At 67.8% G+C, this 17,266-nt stretch carries 20 protein-coding genes; 7 read left to right on the top strand and 13 right to left on the bottom strand.

What is annotated here, in order from left to right; genetic code table 11:
* Positions 1-2 precede the first annotated feature (2 nt).
* The 10 genes from AB1578_08750 to AB1578_08705 form a co-directional block, all read right to left on the bottom strand.
* A complete protein-coding gene (locus AB1578_08750; GenBank protein MEW6487990.1) occupies positions 3-266 on the bottom strand; it encodes a hypothetical protein in 264 nt (87 codons plus the stop codon).
* Complete coding sequence (locus AB1578_08745) at positions 263-1,738, bottom strand: monovalent cation/H+ antiporter subunit D family protein (GenBank protein MEW6487989.1); 1,476 nt, start codon at positions 1,736-1,738, stop codon at positions 263-265. The genes AB1578_08750 and AB1578_08745 overlap by 4 nt, the downstream gene beginning before the upstream one ends.
* A 10-nt stretch (positions 1,739-1,748) precedes the next feature.
* Entirely contained in the window at positions 1,749-2,072 is a 324-nt protein-coding gene (gene nuoK / locus AB1578_08740) for an NADH-quinone oxidoreductase subunit NuoK (protein ID MEW6487988.1), read from the bottom strand.
* Positions 2,072-2,635, bottom strand: a complete 564-nt coding sequence (locus tag AB1578_08735) for an NADH-quinone oxidoreductase subunit J (GenBank protein ID MEW6487987.1) — start codon at positions 2,633-2,635, stop codon at positions 2,072-2,074. The genes nuoK and AB1578_08735 overlap by 1 nt, the downstream gene beginning before the upstream one ends.
* Before the next feature lie 143 nt (positions 2,636-2,778).
* Positions 2,779-3,384, bottom strand: a complete 606-nt coding sequence (locus AB1578_08730) for a 4Fe-4S binding protein (GenBank protein ID MEW6487986.1) — start codon at positions 3,382-3,384, stop codon at positions 2,779-2,781.
* A 4-nt stretch (positions 3,385-3,388) separates the two neighbouring features.
* Positions 3,389-4,426, bottom strand: coding sequence for an NADH-quinone oxidoreductase subunit NuoH (nuoH, locus tag AB1578_08725; protein MEW6487985.1), 1,038 nt, complete (start codon positions 4,424-4,426; stop codon positions 3,389-3,391).
* A gap of 142 nt (positions 4,427-4,568) precedes the next feature.
* The gene (locus AB1578_08720; protein MEW6487984.1) at positions 4,569-5,681 is read right to left on the bottom strand and encodes an NADH-quinone oxidoreductase subunit D; all 1,113 of its coding nucleotides are present in this window, start codon (positions 5,679-5,681) and stop codon (positions 4,569-4,571) included.
* Positions 5,678-6,229: an NADH-quinone oxidoreductase subunit C gene (locus AB1578_08715; GenBank protein ID MEW6487983.1), complete on the bottom strand. Its 552-nt coding sequence runs from the start codon at positions 6,227-6,229 to the stop codon at positions 5,678-5,680. The genes AB1578_08720 and AB1578_08715 overlap by 4 nt, the downstream gene beginning before the upstream one ends.
* Positions 6,219-6,740, bottom strand: coding sequence for an NADH-quinone oxidoreductase subunit B family protein (locus AB1578_08710; GenBank protein ID MEW6487982.1), 522 nt, complete (start codon positions 6,738-6,740; stop codon positions 6,219-6,221). Before AB1578_08710 ends, AB1578_08715 begins: the two co-directional genes overlap by 11 nt.
* An 86-nt stretch (positions 6,741-6,826) precedes the next feature.
* Positions 6,827-7,216: an NADH-quinone oxidoreductase subunit A gene (locus tag AB1578_08705; protein MEW6487981.1), complete on the bottom strand. Its 390-nt coding sequence runs from the start codon at positions 7,214-7,216 to the stop codon at positions 6,827-6,829.
* A 604-nt stretch (positions 7,217-7,820) separates the two neighbouring features.
* Here AB1578_08705 and AB1578_08700 point away from each other — a divergent pair.
* A complete protein-coding gene (locus AB1578_08700; GenBank protein ID MEW6487980.1) occupies positions 7,821-8,765 on the top strand; it encodes a calcium/sodium antiporter in 945 nt (314 codons plus the stop codon).
* Positions 8,766-9,106: 341 nt separating this feature from the next.
* The gene (locus tag AB1578_08695; GenBank protein MEW6487979.1) at positions 9,107-9,784 is read left to right on the top strand and encodes a hypothetical protein; all 678 of its coding nucleotides are present in this window, start codon (positions 9,107-9,109) and stop codon (positions 9,782-9,784) included.
* Positions 9,785-10,029: 245 nt separating this feature from the next.
* Here AB1578_08695 and AB1578_08690 read toward each other — a convergent pair whose 3' ends face one another.
* The 3 genes from AB1578_08690 to AB1578_08680 form a co-directional block, all read right to left on the bottom strand.
* Positions 10,030-10,260: a DUF2283 domain-containing protein gene (locus tag AB1578_08690; protein MEW6487978.1), complete on the bottom strand. Its 231-nt coding sequence runs from the start codon at positions 10,258-10,260 to the stop codon at positions 10,030-10,032.
* A gap of 7 nt (positions 10,261-10,267) precedes the next feature.
* Positions 10,268-10,534, bottom strand: coding sequence for a hypothetical protein (locus tag AB1578_08685; protein ID MEW6487977.1), 267 nt, complete (start codon positions 10,532-10,534; stop codon positions 10,268-10,270).
* A gap of 122 nt (positions 10,535-10,656) precedes the next feature.
* The gene (locus tag AB1578_08680; protein MEW6487976.1) at positions 10,657-10,842 is read right to left on the bottom strand and encodes a hypothetical protein; all 186 of its coding nucleotides are present in this window, start codon (positions 10,840-10,842) and stop codon (positions 10,657-10,659) included.
* A gap of 616 nt (positions 10,843-11,458) precedes the next feature.
* On the opposite strand from AB1578_08680, the gene AB1578_08675 reads away from it, so the two are divergent.
* The 5 genes from AB1578_08675 to AB1578_08655 all read left to right on the top strand — a co-directional run.
* Positions 11,459-12,178, top strand: coding sequence for a PEP-CTERM sorting domain-containing protein (locus tag AB1578_08675; protein ID MEW6487975.1), 720 nt, complete (start codon positions 11,459-11,461; stop codon positions 12,176-12,178).
* A gap of 259 nt (positions 12,179-12,437) precedes the next feature.
* Positions 12,438-15,698, top strand: coding sequence for an SUMF1/EgtB/PvdO family nonheme iron enzyme (locus AB1578_08670; protein ID MEW6487974.1), 3,261 nt, complete (start codon positions 12,438-12,440; stop codon positions 15,696-15,698).
* A gap of 269 nt (positions 15,699-15,967) precedes the next feature.
* Complete coding sequence (locus tag AB1578_08665; GenBank protein ID MEW6487973.1) at positions 15,968-16,255, top strand: hypothetical protein; 288 nt, start codon at positions 15,968-15,970, stop codon at positions 16,253-16,255.
* Positions 16,256-16,351: 96 nt separating this feature from the next.
* A complete protein-coding gene (locus AB1578_08660; protein ID MEW6487972.1) occupies positions 16,352-16,972 on the top strand; it encodes an NYN domain-containing protein in 621 nt (206 codons plus the stop codon).
* An 85-nt stretch (positions 16,973-17,057) separates the two neighbouring features.
* A partial coding sequence (locus tag AB1578_08655; GenBank protein ID MEW6487971.1) for an SUMF1/EgtB/PvdO family nonheme iron enzyme occupies positions 17,058-17,266 on the top strand: 209 nt, incomplete at its 3' end.

The raw sequence follows: 17,266 nt of genomic DNA, 5'->3' as shown, positions 1-17,266 counted from the left end.
GCTCAGCCCTCCCCGTTGCCGTCGCGGTAGAAGCCCGGGGGCTTCATGAGCCAGAGGTGCCCGATCCCCTTCATGAACCGGGCCATGGCCCAGCACCCCACCAGGCCGAAGGCGGCCCAGAAGGCCCGGATCCGGTCGCCCACGAAGTGGGGCGCGTGGCGGGGGGCGTAGACGTCGTAGAGGACGAAGAGCCCGAGCGCCCCGAAGAACACGGCCCGCAGGAGCTGGGGCCGCTCCCGCAGCCAGTCGATCCAGCGCACGATCATCGGACGACCTCGATGAGCCGGAGGAAGAGATCCGGGTAGAAGCCGAAGAACACCGAGAGCACCGCGGTGGCAAAGAGCGGCACCACCATGAAGGGCGAGGCCTCCGCGTAGGTGAGCTCGGCGGCGGCGCCGTTTCTCGGGAAGAAGGCCCGCACCACGATCGGCACGAAGTAGCCGGCGTTCAAGAGCGAGCTCGCGAGCAGCACCACCAGGAGCCCCACGTGTTCGAGCTGCATCGTGCCCACCGCCAGGTACCACTTGCTCACGAACCCGGCCACGGGGGGCACCCCGATCATGGAGAGGCTCGCCAGGGCGAAGGCCGCCATGGTCCAAGGCATCCGGTACCCGATTCCGTCGAGCTGGCTGATCTCGGTCTTCCGGTGGGCCACCATGATGGCCCCGGCGCAGAAGAACAGCGTGATCTTCGAGAAGGCGTGGTTGGGGATGTGGATGAGCCCCCCCGTGATGCCGCTCTGGGTCAGGAGCGCCACCCCGAACACGATGTAGGCGAGCTGGCTGATGGTGGAGTAGGCGAGCCGGGCCTTCAGGTTGTCCTTGGTGAGCGCGATGGCCGACCCGGCGAGCACCGTGAAGGCGGCGATGTAGGCGGTGACGAGCCCCAGGCCGTAGTCCTTGAGCAGGTCTACCCCGAACACGTAGAGCATGACCCGGCACACGGAAAAGACGCCCACCTTGACCACCGCCACCGCGTGGAGGAGCGCGCTGACGGGAGTGGGGGCCACCATGGCCGAGGGCAGCCAGTTGTGGAACGGCATGAGCGCCGCCTTGGCGTACCCAAAGAGCGACAGGAAGTAGACCACCGTCACCAGCGTCCGGCTCACGGTCTCCGGGAAGATGCCCGGGCCGATCCGGGTCGCGAAGTCGAGCGTGCCGGTGGCGACGTAGATGAGCACCATGGCCGGGAGCAGGAGCACCTTCGACGTCACCATCAGGTAGGTGAGGTACTTGCGGCTCCCGTCGTAGGCGTCGGCGTCCTGGTGGTGCATGACCAGGGGGTAGGTGCAGACGCTCACGACCTCGTAGAAGAGGTAGAGGGTGAGCACGCTCCCGGAGAACGCCACGCCCACGGCCCCGAAGATGGTGGCGGCGTAGCAGGTGTAGAAGCGCGTCTGGGCGTGCTCGTGCAGGCCCCGCATGTACCCCACGCAGTAGAAGCCCGCCAGGATCCACAGGAAGGACGACACCCCGGCGAAGAGCAGGCTCATCCCGTCCACCCGGAGCTTGATGGCTACCCCCGGGAAGAACTCGAAGAGGGTCAGGGTGTAGGCGCCGCCCATGGGCCCGGTGACGTGTGGTACGAGCGATAGGGTGGCGACAAAGGTGACGGCCGCGCCGATCACCGACCACGCTTCCCGCACGTTGGGCCACCGCCCCGAGCCCAGGATGAGAAAGGCGGTCAGGGCCGGGACGAGGAGCGGGATCAGGACCAGGGCGCTCTCGATGTCGTGCATGGCGGTCCCGTCAGTCTCTCAGTTGGGAGAGTTCGTCGGTCAGGGTGGTCCGGAAGTGCCGGTACACCGCGACCGCGATGGAGAGGCAGATGGCCGCCTCGGCAGCCGCGAGCCCCATGATGAAGAGCGTGAAGGTCTGCCCCACGCTCTTGTCCGGGGCCAGGAAGGTGTTGAAGGCGATGAAGTTGAGCCCCGCGCCGTTCAAGATGAGCTCGACGCTGATGAGCATCCCGATAAAGCCCGGGCGGCTGATGATCCCGTAGAGCCCCAGCGCGAAGAGGCACAGGGCCAGGATCAGGTAGGCCTCGAGGTGGCCGAACAAGAGGGGCTGCATCACGTACCTCCCGGGCCCGCAGAGCCCCGGCCCCGCCTGGCCAGCACCACCGAACCGACGATGGCAACCAGGAGCACCAGGGAGATGAGCTCGAACACCAGGGCGTAGCTCGTGAGGAGCCGCATGCCCACCGCCTCGATGGTGTGGGAGTCGGGCACCACCTCGGCGGCCGGGACCCAATGGGTGGAGAGCACCGCCGTGCCCAACACGAGCCCCGCGAAGAGGGCCGCCACGAACCCGGCCCCCACCTTGGCGGGTAGGAAGAGGGGGTTTCGCGCCGCCTCCTGGGGGGTTCGGGCCAGCATGACCGCGAAGGTGAGGCTGATGCACACCGCGCCCACGTAGATGAGCACCTGCATGGCGGCGATGAAGTGGGTGCCCAGGTACACGTACACCCCCGCCACCCCCACGAGGGACGTGGCCAGCCCCAGCACCGCATGGATCAGTCGCCGGGCTCCCACCGCCACGATCCCTCCGAGCAGCGCGAGCAGCGCAAAGCCCAGGAAGGCCGCGTCGGCCAGGTAGACGTAGAACTTCAGGCTCGGGTCGAAGGTGAAGGTCATGGGTCTCGGCTTTCAGCGTTCAGCGGTCAGCTCTCAGCTAACGGCCCAGTGGCAGCGGGTGCCGGGCGGGGGCGGCTCCGCTGCGCGCGATGCAACATTACGAACACTTGCGGTCGCCGCGCTCCGCTGCGCGCGATGCAGCATTACTCCCCGGGCTTGGCCTCGGCCTTAGGCGCCTCTTCCCCCTTGGGCTCCAGCGAGGCGGCAGGCGCCTCTTCGGCCTTGGGCCGCACCTTGCGGGGCTTGGCCTCCGCTTCTGCCCCGCCTTCGGGGGGCGCAGGCTTGGGCCTGGGCACGATGCCCTGGGCCTTGACCCGGCCCCGCAGCCGCTCCAGGAGCTCGAAGTGGAACTCGTGGCGGGAGTACCCGGCGAGCTGGTAGTCCCCCGAGTACTCCAGGGCGCTCGTGGGGCACACCTCCACGCAGTTGCCGCACAGGCTGCACTTGGTGAAGTCGAGGCGGTACGCCGTGAGCACTTTCTTCTTCGAGCCCTCGGGCTTTTCCCCGATGACCTCGATGCACTGGGAGGGGCAGGTGTTCTCGCACATCATGCAGACGATGCACTTGTCCGACGCCGTCTCGGGGTCGATGACGAGATCCGTGTGGCCCCGGAAGTTGGGGGTGATGGGCAGCGTCTGGTACGGATAGTGGCAGGTGACGGTGGGCGCCACGGCGTACCGGGCCGTGAGCTTCAGCCCTACCAGGAGCGTCCACAGGCCTGCGAAGATTTCCTTGAAGTAGTTGATCATCGCGTCAACCCGCGAAAGGGGTTTTCAGCCACAGGGCCGTCACGGCCAGGTTCGCCAGGGAGATGGGGATCAGGATCTTCCAGCAGAAGTTCAGGAGCTGGTCGAAACGCACCCGGGGAAACGTCCACCGGATCCAGATCATGACCACCAGGAGGCCGTAGGTCTTCAGGAGGAACCAGCCGAGCTGGTAGGCGTTGGCCAGGACCCCGGTGGAGGTCACCTCCAGGAAGGCGGGCGCTCCCCACCCCCCGAGGAACAGGGTGGTGGCAACGGCGCACACGAGCACCATGTTGGTGTACTCGCCGAGGAAGAACAGGCCAAAGCCCATCCCCGCGTACTCGGTGTGGAAGCCCGCGGTGAGCTCGCTCTCCGCCTCGGGCAGGTCGAAGGGCGCCCGGTTGGTCTCGGCCATCCCCGTGATGAAGTAGATGAGGAATGCGACGAACCCCATGGGCGTGAAGACGAACCAGTTGGGGATGACCCACAGCCAGGAGCCCTGCTGCATCTGGACGATGTCGCCCATGCGGAAGCTCCCCACCCAGAGCACGATCGTCACGAGGCAGATGAGGAGCGGGATTTCGTAGGCCACGCTCTGGGCCACGGCCCGGATCGAGCCAAACAGGCTGTACTTGTTGTTGGAGCTCCACCCGGCCACCAGGATCGCGAGCACGTTCAAGGCGGCCAGGAAGAGGATGAAGAGCACCCCGATGTCCAGATCCCGCACCTGGAGGCGCGAGGAGAAGGGCACGACGATCAGGGCGGCGATGGGCGGCACGAAGCTCAGGACGGGGGCCAGGCGGAAGAGCTTGCCGTCGGCGCCCCGGGGCACGAGGATCTGCTTGCCCATGAGCTTGAGCCCGTCCACCGCGGTCTGGAGGAGCCCGTGGGGGCCCACCTCGAAGGGGCCGGGCCGCCGCTGGATGTGGCCGCAGACCTTCCGCTCCACCAGCACCATGATCGCGGCGTTGGCAAACGCAAAGATCACGACCACCGCCACCGAGACGGCGATGCGCAGGATTTCGGGCGGGAGGGCTTCGGTCATGCGCAGTGTCCTTGTGGTTTGCGCGTTGCGTGTTGCTCGTTGCTCGTTGGGGGCGTAGATCCTGGCGTACGGGGGCCGTCACCATCCATGGACCAACTCCCGGGCCCCGACGGGCAACGTGCAACCCGCCACGTGCGACTCTCTACCGATCAATCTCCGGAATCACCAGGTCCAGGCTTCCGCCGATCGCCACGAGATCCGACAGGAGCACGCCCTCGGCGAGCTCCTGGAGCAGGCTCAGGTTCGAGTAGCTCGGGGGCCGTATCTTGAGGCGGTAGGGCTTGTCGGTGCCGTCGCCCACCAGGTAGTAGTCGAGCTGGCCCCGGGCGGCCTCCACGGCCTGCACCGTGTCGCCGGGGCCGACCTTGAGCTTCTTGGGCACCTTGGCCATCACCGGCCCCTCGGGAAGCCGGGCCAGCGCCTGCTCCACGATGCGCAGCGACTGCTCCATCTCGGCCATGCGCACGAGGTAGCGCGCCATGGAGTCGCCTTCGGGGCGGGTGGGGATCTCGAAGTCGAACTCGGGGTAGAGGGAGTAGGGCTCGGCGCGGCGCACGTCGTAGGGCACGCCGCTGCCCCGGATCACCGGCCCGGTGGCGCCGTACTTCAGCGCCATGTCCCGGGAGATGACGCCCACGTCCTCGTTTCGCTTGCGGAAGATGATGTTGCCCGTGACGAGCTTGTCGTAGGTGTCGAAGCGCCCGCGCAGGCGCTTGATGAACTCCTTCGTGCCCTCGATGAAGTGGTCGTCGAGATCCCGGGACACGCCCCCGATCCGGAAGTAGCTGAAGGTGATCCGGGCGCCGGTCACGTGCTCCAGGAGATCCAGGCAGTACTCGCGGTCGTCGAAGGAGTAGAGGATGGGCGTAAAGGCCCCCAGGTCGAGCAGGCACGCGCCGAACCACAGGAGGTGGCTTGCGATGCGGTTGAGCTCGGTGGTGATGACCCGGATGTACTCCGCCCGGGGCGGGACCTCGATGCCGGCCAGCCGCTCCACCGCCAGCACGTGGCCGTGGCCGAAGGAGAGGGCGCCCGCGTAGTCCATGCGCCCCACGTTGGCGTAGAAGCCCGGGTAGGTGCGCACCTCGGCCATCTTCTCGTGCATGCGGTGGCCGTACCCGATGACCGGGATGGCCTGGAGCACGTACTCCCCGTCGAGCTTGAGCACGATCCGCAGCACCCCGTGGGTGGCCGGGTGCTGGGGACCCATGTTGAGGACCAGGGTCTCCTGGCTGGGGTCGGCCTTGGGGATCATGCGCCTTCCTCCCCCGTCTTCTCCTTCTTTGCGCGCGGCTTCTGGGGCTTCTCCGCGCCCTCCGCCCCGGGCGGGGGCCCGAACTCGGGGATGAGCTCGGCCAGCGTCTTGAGCCCGTCCGCGCCCTTGCGCAGGGGCCGCAGGTCGCCCGCGTCCTCGGGCAGGATCAGGGGGCTCAGGTCGGGGTGGCCCTCGAAGACCACGCCGTAGAAGTCGTGGGTCTCCCGCTCGTGCCAGTCCGCGCCCGGGTAGATGTCGCGGATGGTGGGGGCGGTGGGGTGCTCCCGGTCGGTGAGGAGCTTGAGCGCGGCGCGGCACCCGCCCTCCACGTGGCTGAAGTGGTAGACCACGAGGAGTTCGGGAGTCGCGTCCACCGCGGTCACGTGGTCGATGAGGAAGTCCCGCTCCCGCAACGCGGCGGCGGCGCCCCGAAGTTGGGTGGCCGACACCAGGGCGTCCACGTGGACGCCGCGCACCCGGTAGTCGGGCTGCACGATGCGCACGGTGCCGGTCTGCTCGAGGACGGTGCGAATCTCCTCAGGCGACATGGGAGCCCTTGCCCTTTCGCTTGGGGACGAACGCGCCCCGCATCTGGGGGAAGGGATGGCGCACGCCCGAGATCTTCTTCTGGAGCGCGAAGATCCCCTCCATGAGTCCCTCGGGGCGGGGCGGGCACCCGGGCACGTACACGTCCACCGGGATGAGCCGGTCCACACCCTCGATCACGTTGTAGTTCTCGGCGATCTTGAAGGGTCCGCCGGAGATGGCGCAGTTGCCCATGGCGATCACGTACTTGGGGGAGGGCATCTGCTCATAGAGGGTGACCACCGCCGGGGCCATCTTCTTGTTCACGGTTCCCGCCACGATCATGAGGTCGCACTGGCGGGGCGAAGGGCGAAACACCTCGGCGCCGTAGCGGGAGGCGTCGAGGCGGGCCATGCCCATGGCCATCATCTCCAGGGCGCAGCAGGCGAGCCCGAAGGTCATGGGCCACACCGAGTTGGCGCGGCAGTAAGCCAGCACCGCGTCGATCGCCGGATTGCGCAGCCGCGAGGGCAGCTCCTCGTAGGAGTACCCGGGACCCGCCTCGAAGGCCGGACACGCCGTACACCCAAGGGCGGGGGCTGGGGCGGCGGCGGGGGCTGCTACCGCGTTGGGATCTTTCGGGGCCACGTGAACACTCCCTTGCGCCAGGCGTAGGCGACGGCGAGAGAGAGAATCGCAAGGAACAGGATCACCTCGAACGCGACTCCGTAGCCCGGGATCTTCCGGTAGGCGAGCGCGGCGGGGAAGAGGTACAGCACGTCCACGTCGAAGGCGAGGAACATCAGGGCGTAGAGGTAGTAGAGGACCCCGTAACGGATCCAGGCCGGGCCGATGGGGTCCATGCCGCATTCGTAGGCGTCGAGGGACTTGGACCAGAGGCTGCGGGGGGCGAGGAGGGCGGAGACGGCAAAGGGGAGGGCGGCGGCCAGAAATCCCACGGCGAGGAAGATCAGGACGTAGGCGTGGTCGAGGACCCACTGGTTCTCCAAGTCCCACCTCCCGGAAGGCCGTTTGCCCGACGGGGCGGGACCATATTCCATTCGCCGTTTTCGTGTCAACACAATGCGGCCGGGCAGCGGTCGAAGCATCCTGATCCGCGCGCCAGGGTTGGGGAAAGTATGTGTTATGAAATGGTATTCCCTGTTTGAGTACACCACGGCGGCGGAAGGGGTCCCTCGTACACGTTGTGAAATCAAACCATGTTTATATGGAAACGACCTTGATTTGCCGTGGAATTTCCAGGGTGTCGAGGGGGGGGAGGCGGCGGGGTTCGTTTGGTCTTGCCAAACCGGCGTTGTGTGAAGCCCCTCTCGCGCCGGCCCGCCTCCGCCGGCAGGAGGACTTTCTTCCCGGGAATCGGAGGACCTTGACGTCCCCCCCCGCCCCGGGGGCATCCTACCGGGGCTTTGCGGCAGACCGCCGACGCATGGTCTCCCGGTTCTGAGGTCTTCTATCGGTATCGCTATCGGGATCGCTATCGGTATCGGGGTCGATTTCGATACCGATACCGATTTGGGCGGGGTTCCCGTGGGCCTTGTGCTTGCCCGGAGGCGTCACGGGTGGTCCGGCCGTCGCCGGGAAGGGGTGTTCGCCGTGACCGCTGCGCTGTTCCTCACTCTCTTGGGCTTGATCTTGCTCTACGGCGGCGCCGAAGGGCTCGTGCGCGGCAGCTCCGCCCTGGCCCTGCGCCTGGGGCTTTCGCCCCTCCTGGTCGGGCTGACCGTGGTGGCCTTCGGCACCAGCAGCCCCGAGCTGGCCGTGAGCGTGCGGGCCGCCCTGGCGGGGCAGGGCGACATTGCGCTGGGCAACGTGGTGGGGTCGAACATCGCCAACGTGGCCCTCATCCTCGGGGTCTGCGCCCTGGCGCGCCCCTTGCGGGTGGACGCCCAGGTGGTGCGCTGGGACGCGCCGGTACTGTTCGCGACCTCCGCGCTCCTGGTGGTCCTCCTGGGAGACCGGGTCCTGGGCCGTGCCGAGGGCCTGGCGCTCTGCGCCGCCCTCGTCGCCTACCTGGTTCTCAGCGTGCACCTGGCGCGGCGCGAGCCCTCCCCCGGGATCCAGGAGGAGTTCGCCCAGGCGCTGCCCGCGGCGCCCCGGCGCCTCTGGGCCGAGGTGCTCCTGGTGGTGGCCGGCCTGGGGCTTCTGGTGCTCGGCGGCCGGTTTTTGGTGTCCGGCGCGGTGACGGTGGCCCGGGGCCTGGGGCTGAGCGAGGCGTTCATCGGCCTCACCGTGGTGGCCGTGGGGACGAGCCTTCCCGAACTCGCCACCTCGCTCGTTGCCGCGCTGCGGGGCGAGGCGGACCTGGCCGTGGGCAACGTGGTGGGCTCGAACATCTTCAACGTGCTCGGCGTGGCAGGGCTGGCCTCCGTAATCCACCCCATGACCGCAAACGCCCTGGGCCGGTTCGATCTCTGGGTCATGCTCGCCGTGGCGGCGGTCGCGCTGCCCATCGTCCGGACCGGCCATCGGGTGAGCCGGGGTGAGGGGGCGCTTCTTGCCGTCGGGTACTTTGCCTACGTGGGTTGGTTGCTGGCATAGGGGGACCCGGAGCCCCGATCCGACGCTCGATATCCGAGGGGCCAGCCCGGCCAGGGCGAGACGGCATGCCCCCGATCCACCGCCTGGGTGGTAAGCGGGGTCCGGGAGCCCCTGCGCTCCGCCCCGCAATCCGCGGCAATTGGAGGAGGGGTCCCTCGCGGAGCCGGTGCGCCTGGCCTCACCGGTTTCCATGGGCTGGGGCGGATCACTCGATGCGGTACGGGACTACGCTCCGGGGCTCCCGGACCCCGCCCCTAGATTGGGCGGTGGATTCTGGATGCAAGGGGCCTCTGACTTCTTCCAAGGGTGCTTGCTCGGTGAGACCTTTTTCGGAGGGAGACATGAGAAACATGAAGGCATCGAACATCGTGCGCCGGGCGTTGTGTGCGGGGGTTCTGGTGTGCCTCGTTGGATGCGGCAGCGCCTCCGAGGACGGCGGCGAGGCCCCCGTGGTCGCCCACGCGGGGCCGAACCAGAACGTGGCCCTTGGCGACGAAGTGACCCTGGACGGGGGACGCAGCCAGGGCGGCGCGGGCCTCCCCGACTTCTCCTGGGAGCTCGTGGAACGGCCGCCGGGAAGCGGGGCGGCCCTCGACGCCGCCGACGTGGCGAGCCCGACGTTCGTGGCGGACCGGATCGGGCGGTATCGGGCGCGGCTGGTGGTGAGCGACGGGGCGCGCGTGAGTCTTGCCTCCCTGACGGAAGTCCAGGCCAGGGCCGGCTGGTCCGACGAGATCCCGGAAGCGAGGGTGCTCGCGGCGCCGACTGCGGCGGTGGGAGCCCTGGCAGAGCTCGACGGCACGGGCAGCCAAGACCCGGAGGGCCGGGCGCTTTCGTTCTCCTGGGCGCTCCTCGAGCGGCCTTCGGGGAGCGCGGCCCTCGTGGAGGTGGAGTCCCCGGCGGGTTCGCGGGCGCGCTTCCGCGCCGACGTCGCCGGGAAGTACCGGGTCCAGCTCGTGGTGTTCGACGGAAACGCCAACAGCAGCCCCGCAAAGGTGTCGGTAACCGCGGGTCCGTGACCCGGAGCGCCGCCAGCCGACCGTCGTCGCGGGAGGCAGGAAGCGGCGCCCACGGCGAATGCGGCAACTCCGGGCGTACTCCTCGAACGGCCGGCGTCGATGCGGCCGCTCCCATACCCACCGGTCACCGCGCTCCCGGAGGGAGATCAAAGGTCCGCCAGTGGTGCGCGTGCGCAGCGCGAGCTGACCAGGATACAAGGACGTCCCCGCCGTACCCCCCCTTGTCCGGGCATGCTCGGGGAGGACTATGAAGACCCGGATTCGGCTCTGGGTTCCGCAAGATGGAGAACCTTCGCTTGGACGGACTCGAGTATGGCGTCTCTGACGTAGCTCGCGGCATCCACGATCTCAATGCCGATCAGCTCGCCCTTTTCGTTTAGCTCTGCGGTTATGTTCGGACCTAGCTCTACGCTCGACGCCTCATGGTCTTCAGAGATGCACACGTGGAGGATGTCTTCTTTCTCGAAGTAGGTCATGTGAGGCTTACCCATGACGGAACCTCCCGGATTTGATCCGAAAATTCACCTGCTGTCGTGTGGTCGCGTGTATGGTCACCGGTACGATGTCGTCATCCATGATGTCGTATGGGATCATGACGAGCAATCCCCCGTGTTTTCCTACCGCGATCATGCGACCGGTGACGGCGTCGACATATCGTTCTTCAGCGAAGCGAACGATGCGCTCTATCTCCGACCAGTCGAAGCCTCTCAACTCCGCCCGGTACTTGAGATAGTCGGTCCAGATGATCATTCATCCCATTCCTTGGCCGAAGGATCGGGCTTCATGCTGCACCTCGCGCGCGCAGCCTGCAGCACCCCTCCCTGTCGCCAGCTTGCCACGGTCGCTTCCTAGATCCCCGATGCCTTCGCGGTCTATTCGCGGGTCAGCATACCTGCCTGCCGAAGCCTCGCATAGCGGTCCTTGAGTCCGTAGCAGCGGATGAGGCGCCGGACGATCGCCTCTTGGAAGGGCTTGCCTTCCCCGGAGCGCAGGCCCTTGGCGTTGACGATCCCGGCGGTGTCGCCGGGGGGTGTGGGCTTACATGCCCTCACGCTCACCCAGGCCTGCGGGAGACGGCGCTCTCGCGGCCCATGTGTGTAATCGGTTTCTCAACCTTGGAAGGAAAAGTGCAGCCTTCTCCGGGGCTCCCACCTCCCCCTCTCGCTCCAGGCCGGCCGCCGCACGGCATGGTGCCTCGATTTTCGGCGGTGGTGGGGTTTCGGGCAACGGTTGGCCCCAGACTTGCTTGGTCCCTCCAGAGCGGCTTTCGCCTCGGGATCACGTCCCGGCGCCGCGCCGGCACCGGAAACCCGTTCCACGTACCGACGCCAGGGGGGCGCATGCACGGGGGAGCATCGAAGAGCCAGAGCCCTGAAACCCGCGCCGCGCCGGCAAAAGCCGGGGGCGTGGTATCAGTGATTTCCTAGGGGGGGGGGGCAGCTTCCTCTAGGGCTCCTCAACCCAGCCACGACGGCCCGCGGCCGCCCGCGCCGGAGCACCCGGTGAGGGCGGCCGTTTGCTTTCCGCCCCCCCGCCACCGTAGGGCGGGCCGTTCCGCCACGGGCGCATTGGCCCGCTGCCGCCTCTGCCGTCCCGCTACCGTCCTTCGAGCCGGCTGGTTCTCCCCGCCCAATTCGTCCTTCGCTCACCCATCCCCCCACAGGAGGAATCCCCATGCCACGACGGCCCGCCCTTCCCCTCTTTGCTCTCGTCTTTGCACTGGCCCTGGCGGCCGCTCCGGCCCGAGCTGCCTCCATCGTCAACGGAAACTTTGCCACCGGTGACCTCACCGGCTGGAGCCTCGACACCGACGGCGCCGGCCCGCCCGACCTCACGCTCTACTCGGACTTCGGCGTGGAGGCGGTGGGCGGCGGCAATGTCGCGCGGATCGAGGCCGACTACTTCGAGACCCCCGGGGATTGGCTGAGCACCCCGTTCAACCAGGTCTGGTTCGCCAACACCCTCTACCAGGGCCTCGACCTCAGCGCCGGCCCCGGCCTCGACCTGTACCTGAGCTTCGAGTGGGAGCTCGGCGGCGAAGCGGCCGTCACCGACGAGGTCTTCCTGGTGGGCCTGAACGACGGTTCCGGCAGCCTCTACGGCGCCGACGGCACCCTCGGCCTCCTGCTCGAAGCCACCGCGTACGGCAGCGGCTCCTTCAGCGCCCTGCTGGACTACGCCACCTTCGCCAATGCCTCTGGCTGGAGCCTCGACTTCCAGCTCGGGCTCACGGGCTTCGACGCCTACGGCTCCTACGCTCGGATCGGCAACGTCACCCTCGAGGCCCGGGGCGGCACCGAGCCCCCGGTCGCGCCCATCCCCGAGCCCGGGACCCTGCTCCTCCTCGGCAGCGGCCTCGCCGCCCTGGTCGGCGTGCGCAGAAGACAGTCGTAGGCCGGGGCTTGCCCCGCCACCCTCTCCCCCTCCCCGCGCGGGAGGGGGAGAGGGGAGGGGGAGCCCGGTTGGGTCAAGCGACGCGGACCCAACACCCCGAGCGATCGCCGGAGAACCCTGTCTGCGTAAGAGCGGCCTTGGCCGCGAACGCATTCTGATCCGAAGAATACCTCCTTCTTCCCCCAACGGAGGCCGCCATGCACTTCCCCAGGCTCGGAACCCGGTACGGCATCCTCACCCTCCTCGCCGCCCTGGCTGCTTGTGCCTGGGCACCGCTGCTCGGGCCCAGTCCGCCCAGGACGTCACCCACCTCTTCAGCGTCACCAAGAGCTCGCCGGTCCTCGACCGGGTGAACGGCGTCTATTACTCCTACGTCAACCTCACCAACACCTCGGGCGCGCTCCTTCAGGGCCGCATGCGCCTCGTGGTCGCGAGCAGCACCATCCCCGTCGCCTCGAAGCCCGCCGCCCCCGACGGCACCACGGCCGACGGCAAGCCCTTCTACTGGCTCGGCGAGGGCGACCAGACCTACGCCGCCGGCGCCAGCTCGGGCAACCGACGGGTGAACTTCGAACTGCAGCGGGTGGCGCTGTCGTATGGGGTGCGGGTCGAGGTGATGGCCGAGGCGGCCGCGCTCGTTCCCGCCACTGGCGGCACCGTGGAAGTCACCGATCCCGGCAGCCCGTTATTCGGCGTCAAAGTCGAGATTCCCCCGGGGGCGCTCACCCAGGGGCAGGTGATCACCGTCAATCCCGTCATGAATCCGCCGTCCTTTGCAGACGCGAGGCAGGCTGCCGGCGGCGTGGTGGACCTGGGGCCCAGCGGCCTCAGTTTCGCGGGCCCGGTCACGGTCCAAGTGCCCTACGACCCGGCCCTGCTCGCTGGGGAAGGCGACCTGGGTCCAAACAGCCTCATCGTGTACACCTACCATGAGGAATCGGGAGTCTGGCTGCCCGTCCCGACGAGCGGGGTGGACCCCGTCAGCCAGCGCGTCACGGCGCAGGTGACTCATTTCTCCTTGTACCGGGTGGGCAAGGTCGCCGTCCTCAGCACCGAGGGGCCGATGACCAGCGCGTACCCGCCGGTTCTCTTTCTCCACGGCATTCAGCCGTCCTCCGTGAGCGGCTTTGGGGTCTCCGAGGAAACCTTTGGCATCGTCCCTGCCGAGCTCGCCGGCGAGGGGCTCAGCGTCTACACATTCGACTACATGAGCTGGGCACCCATCGAACTTCTGGCAGCCTCACTTGCCGACGCGATCGCGCAAGTCAGGGCAGAAACAGGGGGGTGGGATCGAGTGCACGTCATCGCCCACTCCATGGGTGGCTTGGTGACGAGAGCCTACATGCAGGGCATGGCGCGCCGGGTTCCGTGGCTCGCCAGTACCACGGTGGCGTATGGCGATGATGTTGGGAAGCTCATGATGATCGGAACGCCCAATCACGGGTCCCAAGTCGCTGACCTCTGCGGCGTGGTGCCGGAAATCCCGGAGGCGCTCTGTGATCTCGTCAGCGTGCTGCCCGCTCTTCAACAGATGATCCCCGGAAGCGAGTTCTTGGCAGACCTGAACCTGGGCGGTCTGCCCTGGAATTCCTCGGTGGCGATCCTCTACGGGGACGGCATTGACACCGTGGATGGAGCCGACTTGGCCCCGGGGGACGCCGTGGTGACGTCGCAGAGCGCCAAGGTGGGCGGCGAACCGTGGGCGGCCTCGCTGAGAAGGTTCTCCGAGCAGGAACTTCCCCACTACTACCACATCCTGAGCGACGGGCTCTCCTGGACGCCGGCCGTCGCCCAGGTTTCCGGACCCGGCCACGCCGCCTACCTTCCGGTCCTTGCGTTCGTCCTCGACAAGGACAGCGACGGGGTTCCGGATGCACATGACGCGTGCGCCAACACCGGCATCATCGAGCGGGTGGACAGCCGAGGGTGCTCATTCGAGCAGCAGGCTCCCCGGTTAGTGAGCCCGGGCAACAACGCTGCCGGCGTCGAATCGGCGTTCGCCACTTTCTCCTGGGAGCCCTTGACCTCGCGGTTTCCCATCACCTATTGCATCGAGGTTCGTGAAGGCCTCGGCCCGGGTGGGTCCGTTGTCGCCGAGGACTGCGACCTGCCGGCCCCAGGATTCCACACGAGTTTGGACCCCGGCCAGACCCATTCGTGGGTGGTTTGGGGAGAGGACGGGGCTGGGCGAGTTAGCGGGGTCAGCAATCGTTGGTCCTTCCGCACCGGCTACCAGTCGACGGTCTTGACCTCCCTGGAGAGCTTCAGCGGGGGCGGGCATGTGCTCAACCTGCGGGTGGATGGCAGCGATATCACCAACATCGAGGTTCGGGAACCGATCGCGGGCTACCAGCAGGTCGATGGAGGCACGTTCGTGCTCACTCTCGCCGGTGCCCCAAACCCGGGCGATGCGTACACGATCGACATCACCCACGCCGACGGGAGCCAAGAGGCAATCACCTGGAGTGTCCCCGCGATAAACGACAACTTCCCCACCATCACCGACCCGGCCGACGGGGTGACGGTGGCCACGGCCACGCCGACCTTCACCTGGCTTGAGGCCCCAGAGACCACTTGGTACACGGTCAAGGTGACCGAGATCACATCCACGGGTGAAACGCCGCTCTGGATCACCACACGTGTCGCGGTGGGGAGCGCAGGGTCTCAGTCTGTGGTCTTCAACGAAGATGGTATGGCAGCGGGCGAGCTTCTCCCGGGCGCCGTGTACCGCCTGTATGTAAGCGGCATGAATGCCGCCGGCAGCTTTGCGACAGCCATCGCCGACTTCACGGTGTCGGCCGTCGACCAGCCCGACTACACCGACCCCCTCACCGGCATGGAATTCGTCTACGTGCCGCCGGGGATGTTCCAGATGGGGGATACCTTTGGGGACGGGTCGGACGGGGAGCGCCCGGTCCACACGGTCACGCTCACTCGGGGCTTCTATGTTGGGAAATACGAGGTCACCCAGGCCCAGTGGCAGGCGGTGATGGGTTCGAACCCGTCCTACTTTCAGCCGAGCCGCGGCTACCCGGCGTGCCCCACCTGCCCGGTGGAGTACGTCTCCTGGAACGACATTCAGGTCTTCCTCACGACTCTGAATGCCCAGACCGGCCGGGCCTACCGCCTGCCTACCGAGGCCGAGTGGGAGTACGCGGCCAGGGGCGGGCCTTATTCCCAGGGGTACCGGTACGCGGGGTCGAACAATGTCGACGAGGTGGGGTGGCACTGGTACAACCGGGGTAGCGTCTACACCCACCCCGTGGGCCGGAAGCTCCCCAACGAGTTGGGGCTCTACGATATGAGCGGCAACGTGTGGGAGTGGGTGCAGGACTGGTGGGGCTACTACTCTGCCGGCGCCCAGACCGATCCCACGGGGCCCGCGACCGGCTCGAACCGGGTGTTCCGCGGCGGCGGCTGGGGCAGCTACCCGTGGGGCTTGCGGTCGGCGATCCGCTCCTACTACTGGCCCGACAACCGCTACTACACCCTCGGGCTGCGCCTGGTCTTGCCCCAGTGAGACGGGGGCCTCCGGTCTCCTCTCCGAGCCAGGCTAGCGGCGAGCCCCGCCTCGGAGGGAGCGGGGCCCGCCGAGCGGAGCCGGCGGGACCGGGCGACCGGAGACGGCGGGGAGAGAGGCGTGGCGGCGACTTTGGGGAGCCGGGTTTGGGAGCCCGCGCGAAGCGCGGTCGCGCGCGGAGGTAGGGTGGGTCAAGCGAAGCGGACCCACCACCCCAGCCGGCGACCCCAAGGGTCGACCATGGGGGCGCAATCGGGCGGAGGTAGGCGATGCAGTACCGGGTGTTTCGGGTGCCGGCGGGCGGCTGCGGCGACACCGAGGAGGCGGTGAACCGCTTCTTGCGGGGCGTGCGGGTGTTGCGGGTCGACCGGCAGTTCGTGCCCGACGGGCAGGGGGCGTTCTGGAGCCTGTGCGTCGAGTACCTGGAGAGCCCCAAGGCCCGGGCCGCCGAGGCCGGCGAAGGCGGCGACTCGATGCCTTCTCGTGAACGCGATGGAGCTGCGAGGGCGGGGCCCATGCTTCGCCTGGTCGGCGGTCGAGAGAAGGTTGTCGCTTGACTTCCTGTCCCCCGCTGCCGATACTTGTTTCGTACTTGCCCCCCGCCCGACACGCCGCAAGGCCTCGGGCGGGGTTATTTGTTTCGGGGGTTGAGCATGGCGTCAGAGCCCCAGGCTAAGACGACGGTAGCCTTCGTGGACGGCCAGAACCTCTTCCACTCCGCGAGGGAGGCGTTCGGCTACACCCATCCCAACTACGACGTCCGCGCCCTCGCCCAGGCGGTCTGCCAAGCCCAGGGCTGGCAACTGGACCAGGTGAGATTCTACACGGGGGTCCCCGATGCCAGTGACAACCCGTTCTGGAGTGGGTTCTGGCAGCGGAAACTCGCGATGATGGGCCGCCAGGGCGTGTGGCTCTTCTCCCGGCCCCTGCGCTACCGAAACCGCGTCGTCGACCTGCCCGGCGGCGGCCAGCACAGCTTCCTCTCCGGCGAGGAGAAGGGAGTGGACGTCCGCATTGCCCTTGACGTTGTCCGCATGGCGCATCGCCGGGAATTCGACGTGGCCCTCGTCTTCAGCCAGGATCAGGACCTCTCCGAGGTCGCCGAGGAGCTCCGCGTGATCGCGCGGGAGCAAGGGCGCTGGATCAAGATGGCCTCGGCCTTTCCCGCGAGCCCCACCAGCCGTAACCGCCGGGGGATCAACAAGACAGACTGGGTCCGGGTGGACCGTGCCACGTACGATGCCTGCCTGGATCCCCGCGACTACCGCCCCTGACGCGCGTCTCATCCGTTTCGTCCCCCGCCATCTGCGGTCCGGTTGATCGGAAGGGAAGGTCGATGCAGACGAGCCTCGCTCGGTCTTGGCGCCGGGCTTCGATGATCGGGCGGAGTCGAAGGGCGTCAGCCGAGGCTCGAACCGGGTGATCCGCGGCGGCAGCTGGAACAACGACCCGTGGAACTTGCGGTCGGCGATCCGCAACAACAACGGGCCCGACAACCGCAACAACAACCTCGGGCTGCGCCTGGTCTTGCCCCAGCTCGGAGAGGAGGCCGGAGGCCCTCGTCGAAC

The organism is Thermodesulfobacteriota bacterium (assembly GCA_040756475.1).
Classification (GTDB): Bacteria; Desulfobacterota; Deferrisomatia; order Deferrisomatales; family JACRMM01; genus JBFLZB01.
Note: the sequence above shows the minus strand (reverse complement) of the source record. Positions and strands in the feature narration are given on the sequence as shown.

Bases quoted from the DNA above. Each gene is read 5' to 3' on its own strand.
- AB1578_08750 (MEW6487990.1), bottom strand. From the start codon at position 266: ATGATCGTGCGCTGGATCGACTGGCTGCGGGAGCGGCCCCAGCTCCTG.
- AB1578_08745 (MEW6487989.1), bottom strand. From the start codon at position 1,738: ATGCACGACATCGAGAGCGCCCTGGTCCTGATCCCGCTCCTCGTCCCG.
- nuoK (MEW6487988.1), bottom strand. From the start codon at position 2,072: ATGCAGCCCCTCTTGTTCGGCCACCTCGAGGCCTACCTGATCCTGGCC.
- AB1578_08735 (MEW6487987.1), bottom strand. From the start codon at position 2,635: ATGACCTTCACCTTCGACCCGAGCCTGAAGTTCTACGTCTACCTGGCC.
- AB1578_08730 (MEW6487986.1), bottom strand. From the start codon at position 3,384: ATGATCAACTACTTCAAGGAAATCTTCGCAGGCCTGTGGACGCTCCTG.
- nuoH (MEW6487985.1), bottom strand. From the start codon at position 4,426: ATGACCGAAGCCCTCCCGCCCGAAATCCTGCGCATCGCCGTCTCGGTG.
- AB1578_08720 (MEW6487984.1), bottom strand. From the start codon at position 5,681: ATGATCCCCAAGGCCGACCCCAGCCAGGAGACCCTGGTCCTCAACATG.
- AB1578_08715 (MEW6487983.1), bottom strand. From the start codon at position 6,229: ATGTCGCCTGAGGAGATTCGCACCGTCCTCGAGCAGACCGGCACCGTG.
- AB1578_08695 (MEW6487979.1), top strand. From the start codon at position 9,107: ATGAGAAACATGAAGGCATCGAACATCGTGCGCCGGGCGTTGTGTGCG.
- AB1578_08690 (MEW6487978.1), bottom strand. From the start codon at position 10,260: ATGACCTACTTCGAGAAAGAAGACATCCTCCACGTGTGCATCTCTGAA.
- AB1578_08685 (MEW6487977.1), bottom strand. From the start codon at position 10,534: ATGATCATCTGGACCGACTATCTCAAGTACCGGGCGGAGTTGAGAGGC.
- AB1578_08675 (MEW6487975.1), top strand. From the start codon at position 11,459: ATGCCACGACGGCCCGCCCTTCCCCTCTTTGCTCTCGTCTTTGCACTG.
- AB1578_08665 (MEW6487973.1), top strand. From the start codon at position 15,968: ATGCAGTACCGGGTGTTTCGGGTGCCGGCGGGCGGCTGCGGCGACACC.
- AB1578_08660 (MEW6487972.1), top strand. From the start codon at position 16,352: ATGGCGTCAGAGCCCCAGGCTAAGACGACGGTAGCCTTCGTGGACGGC.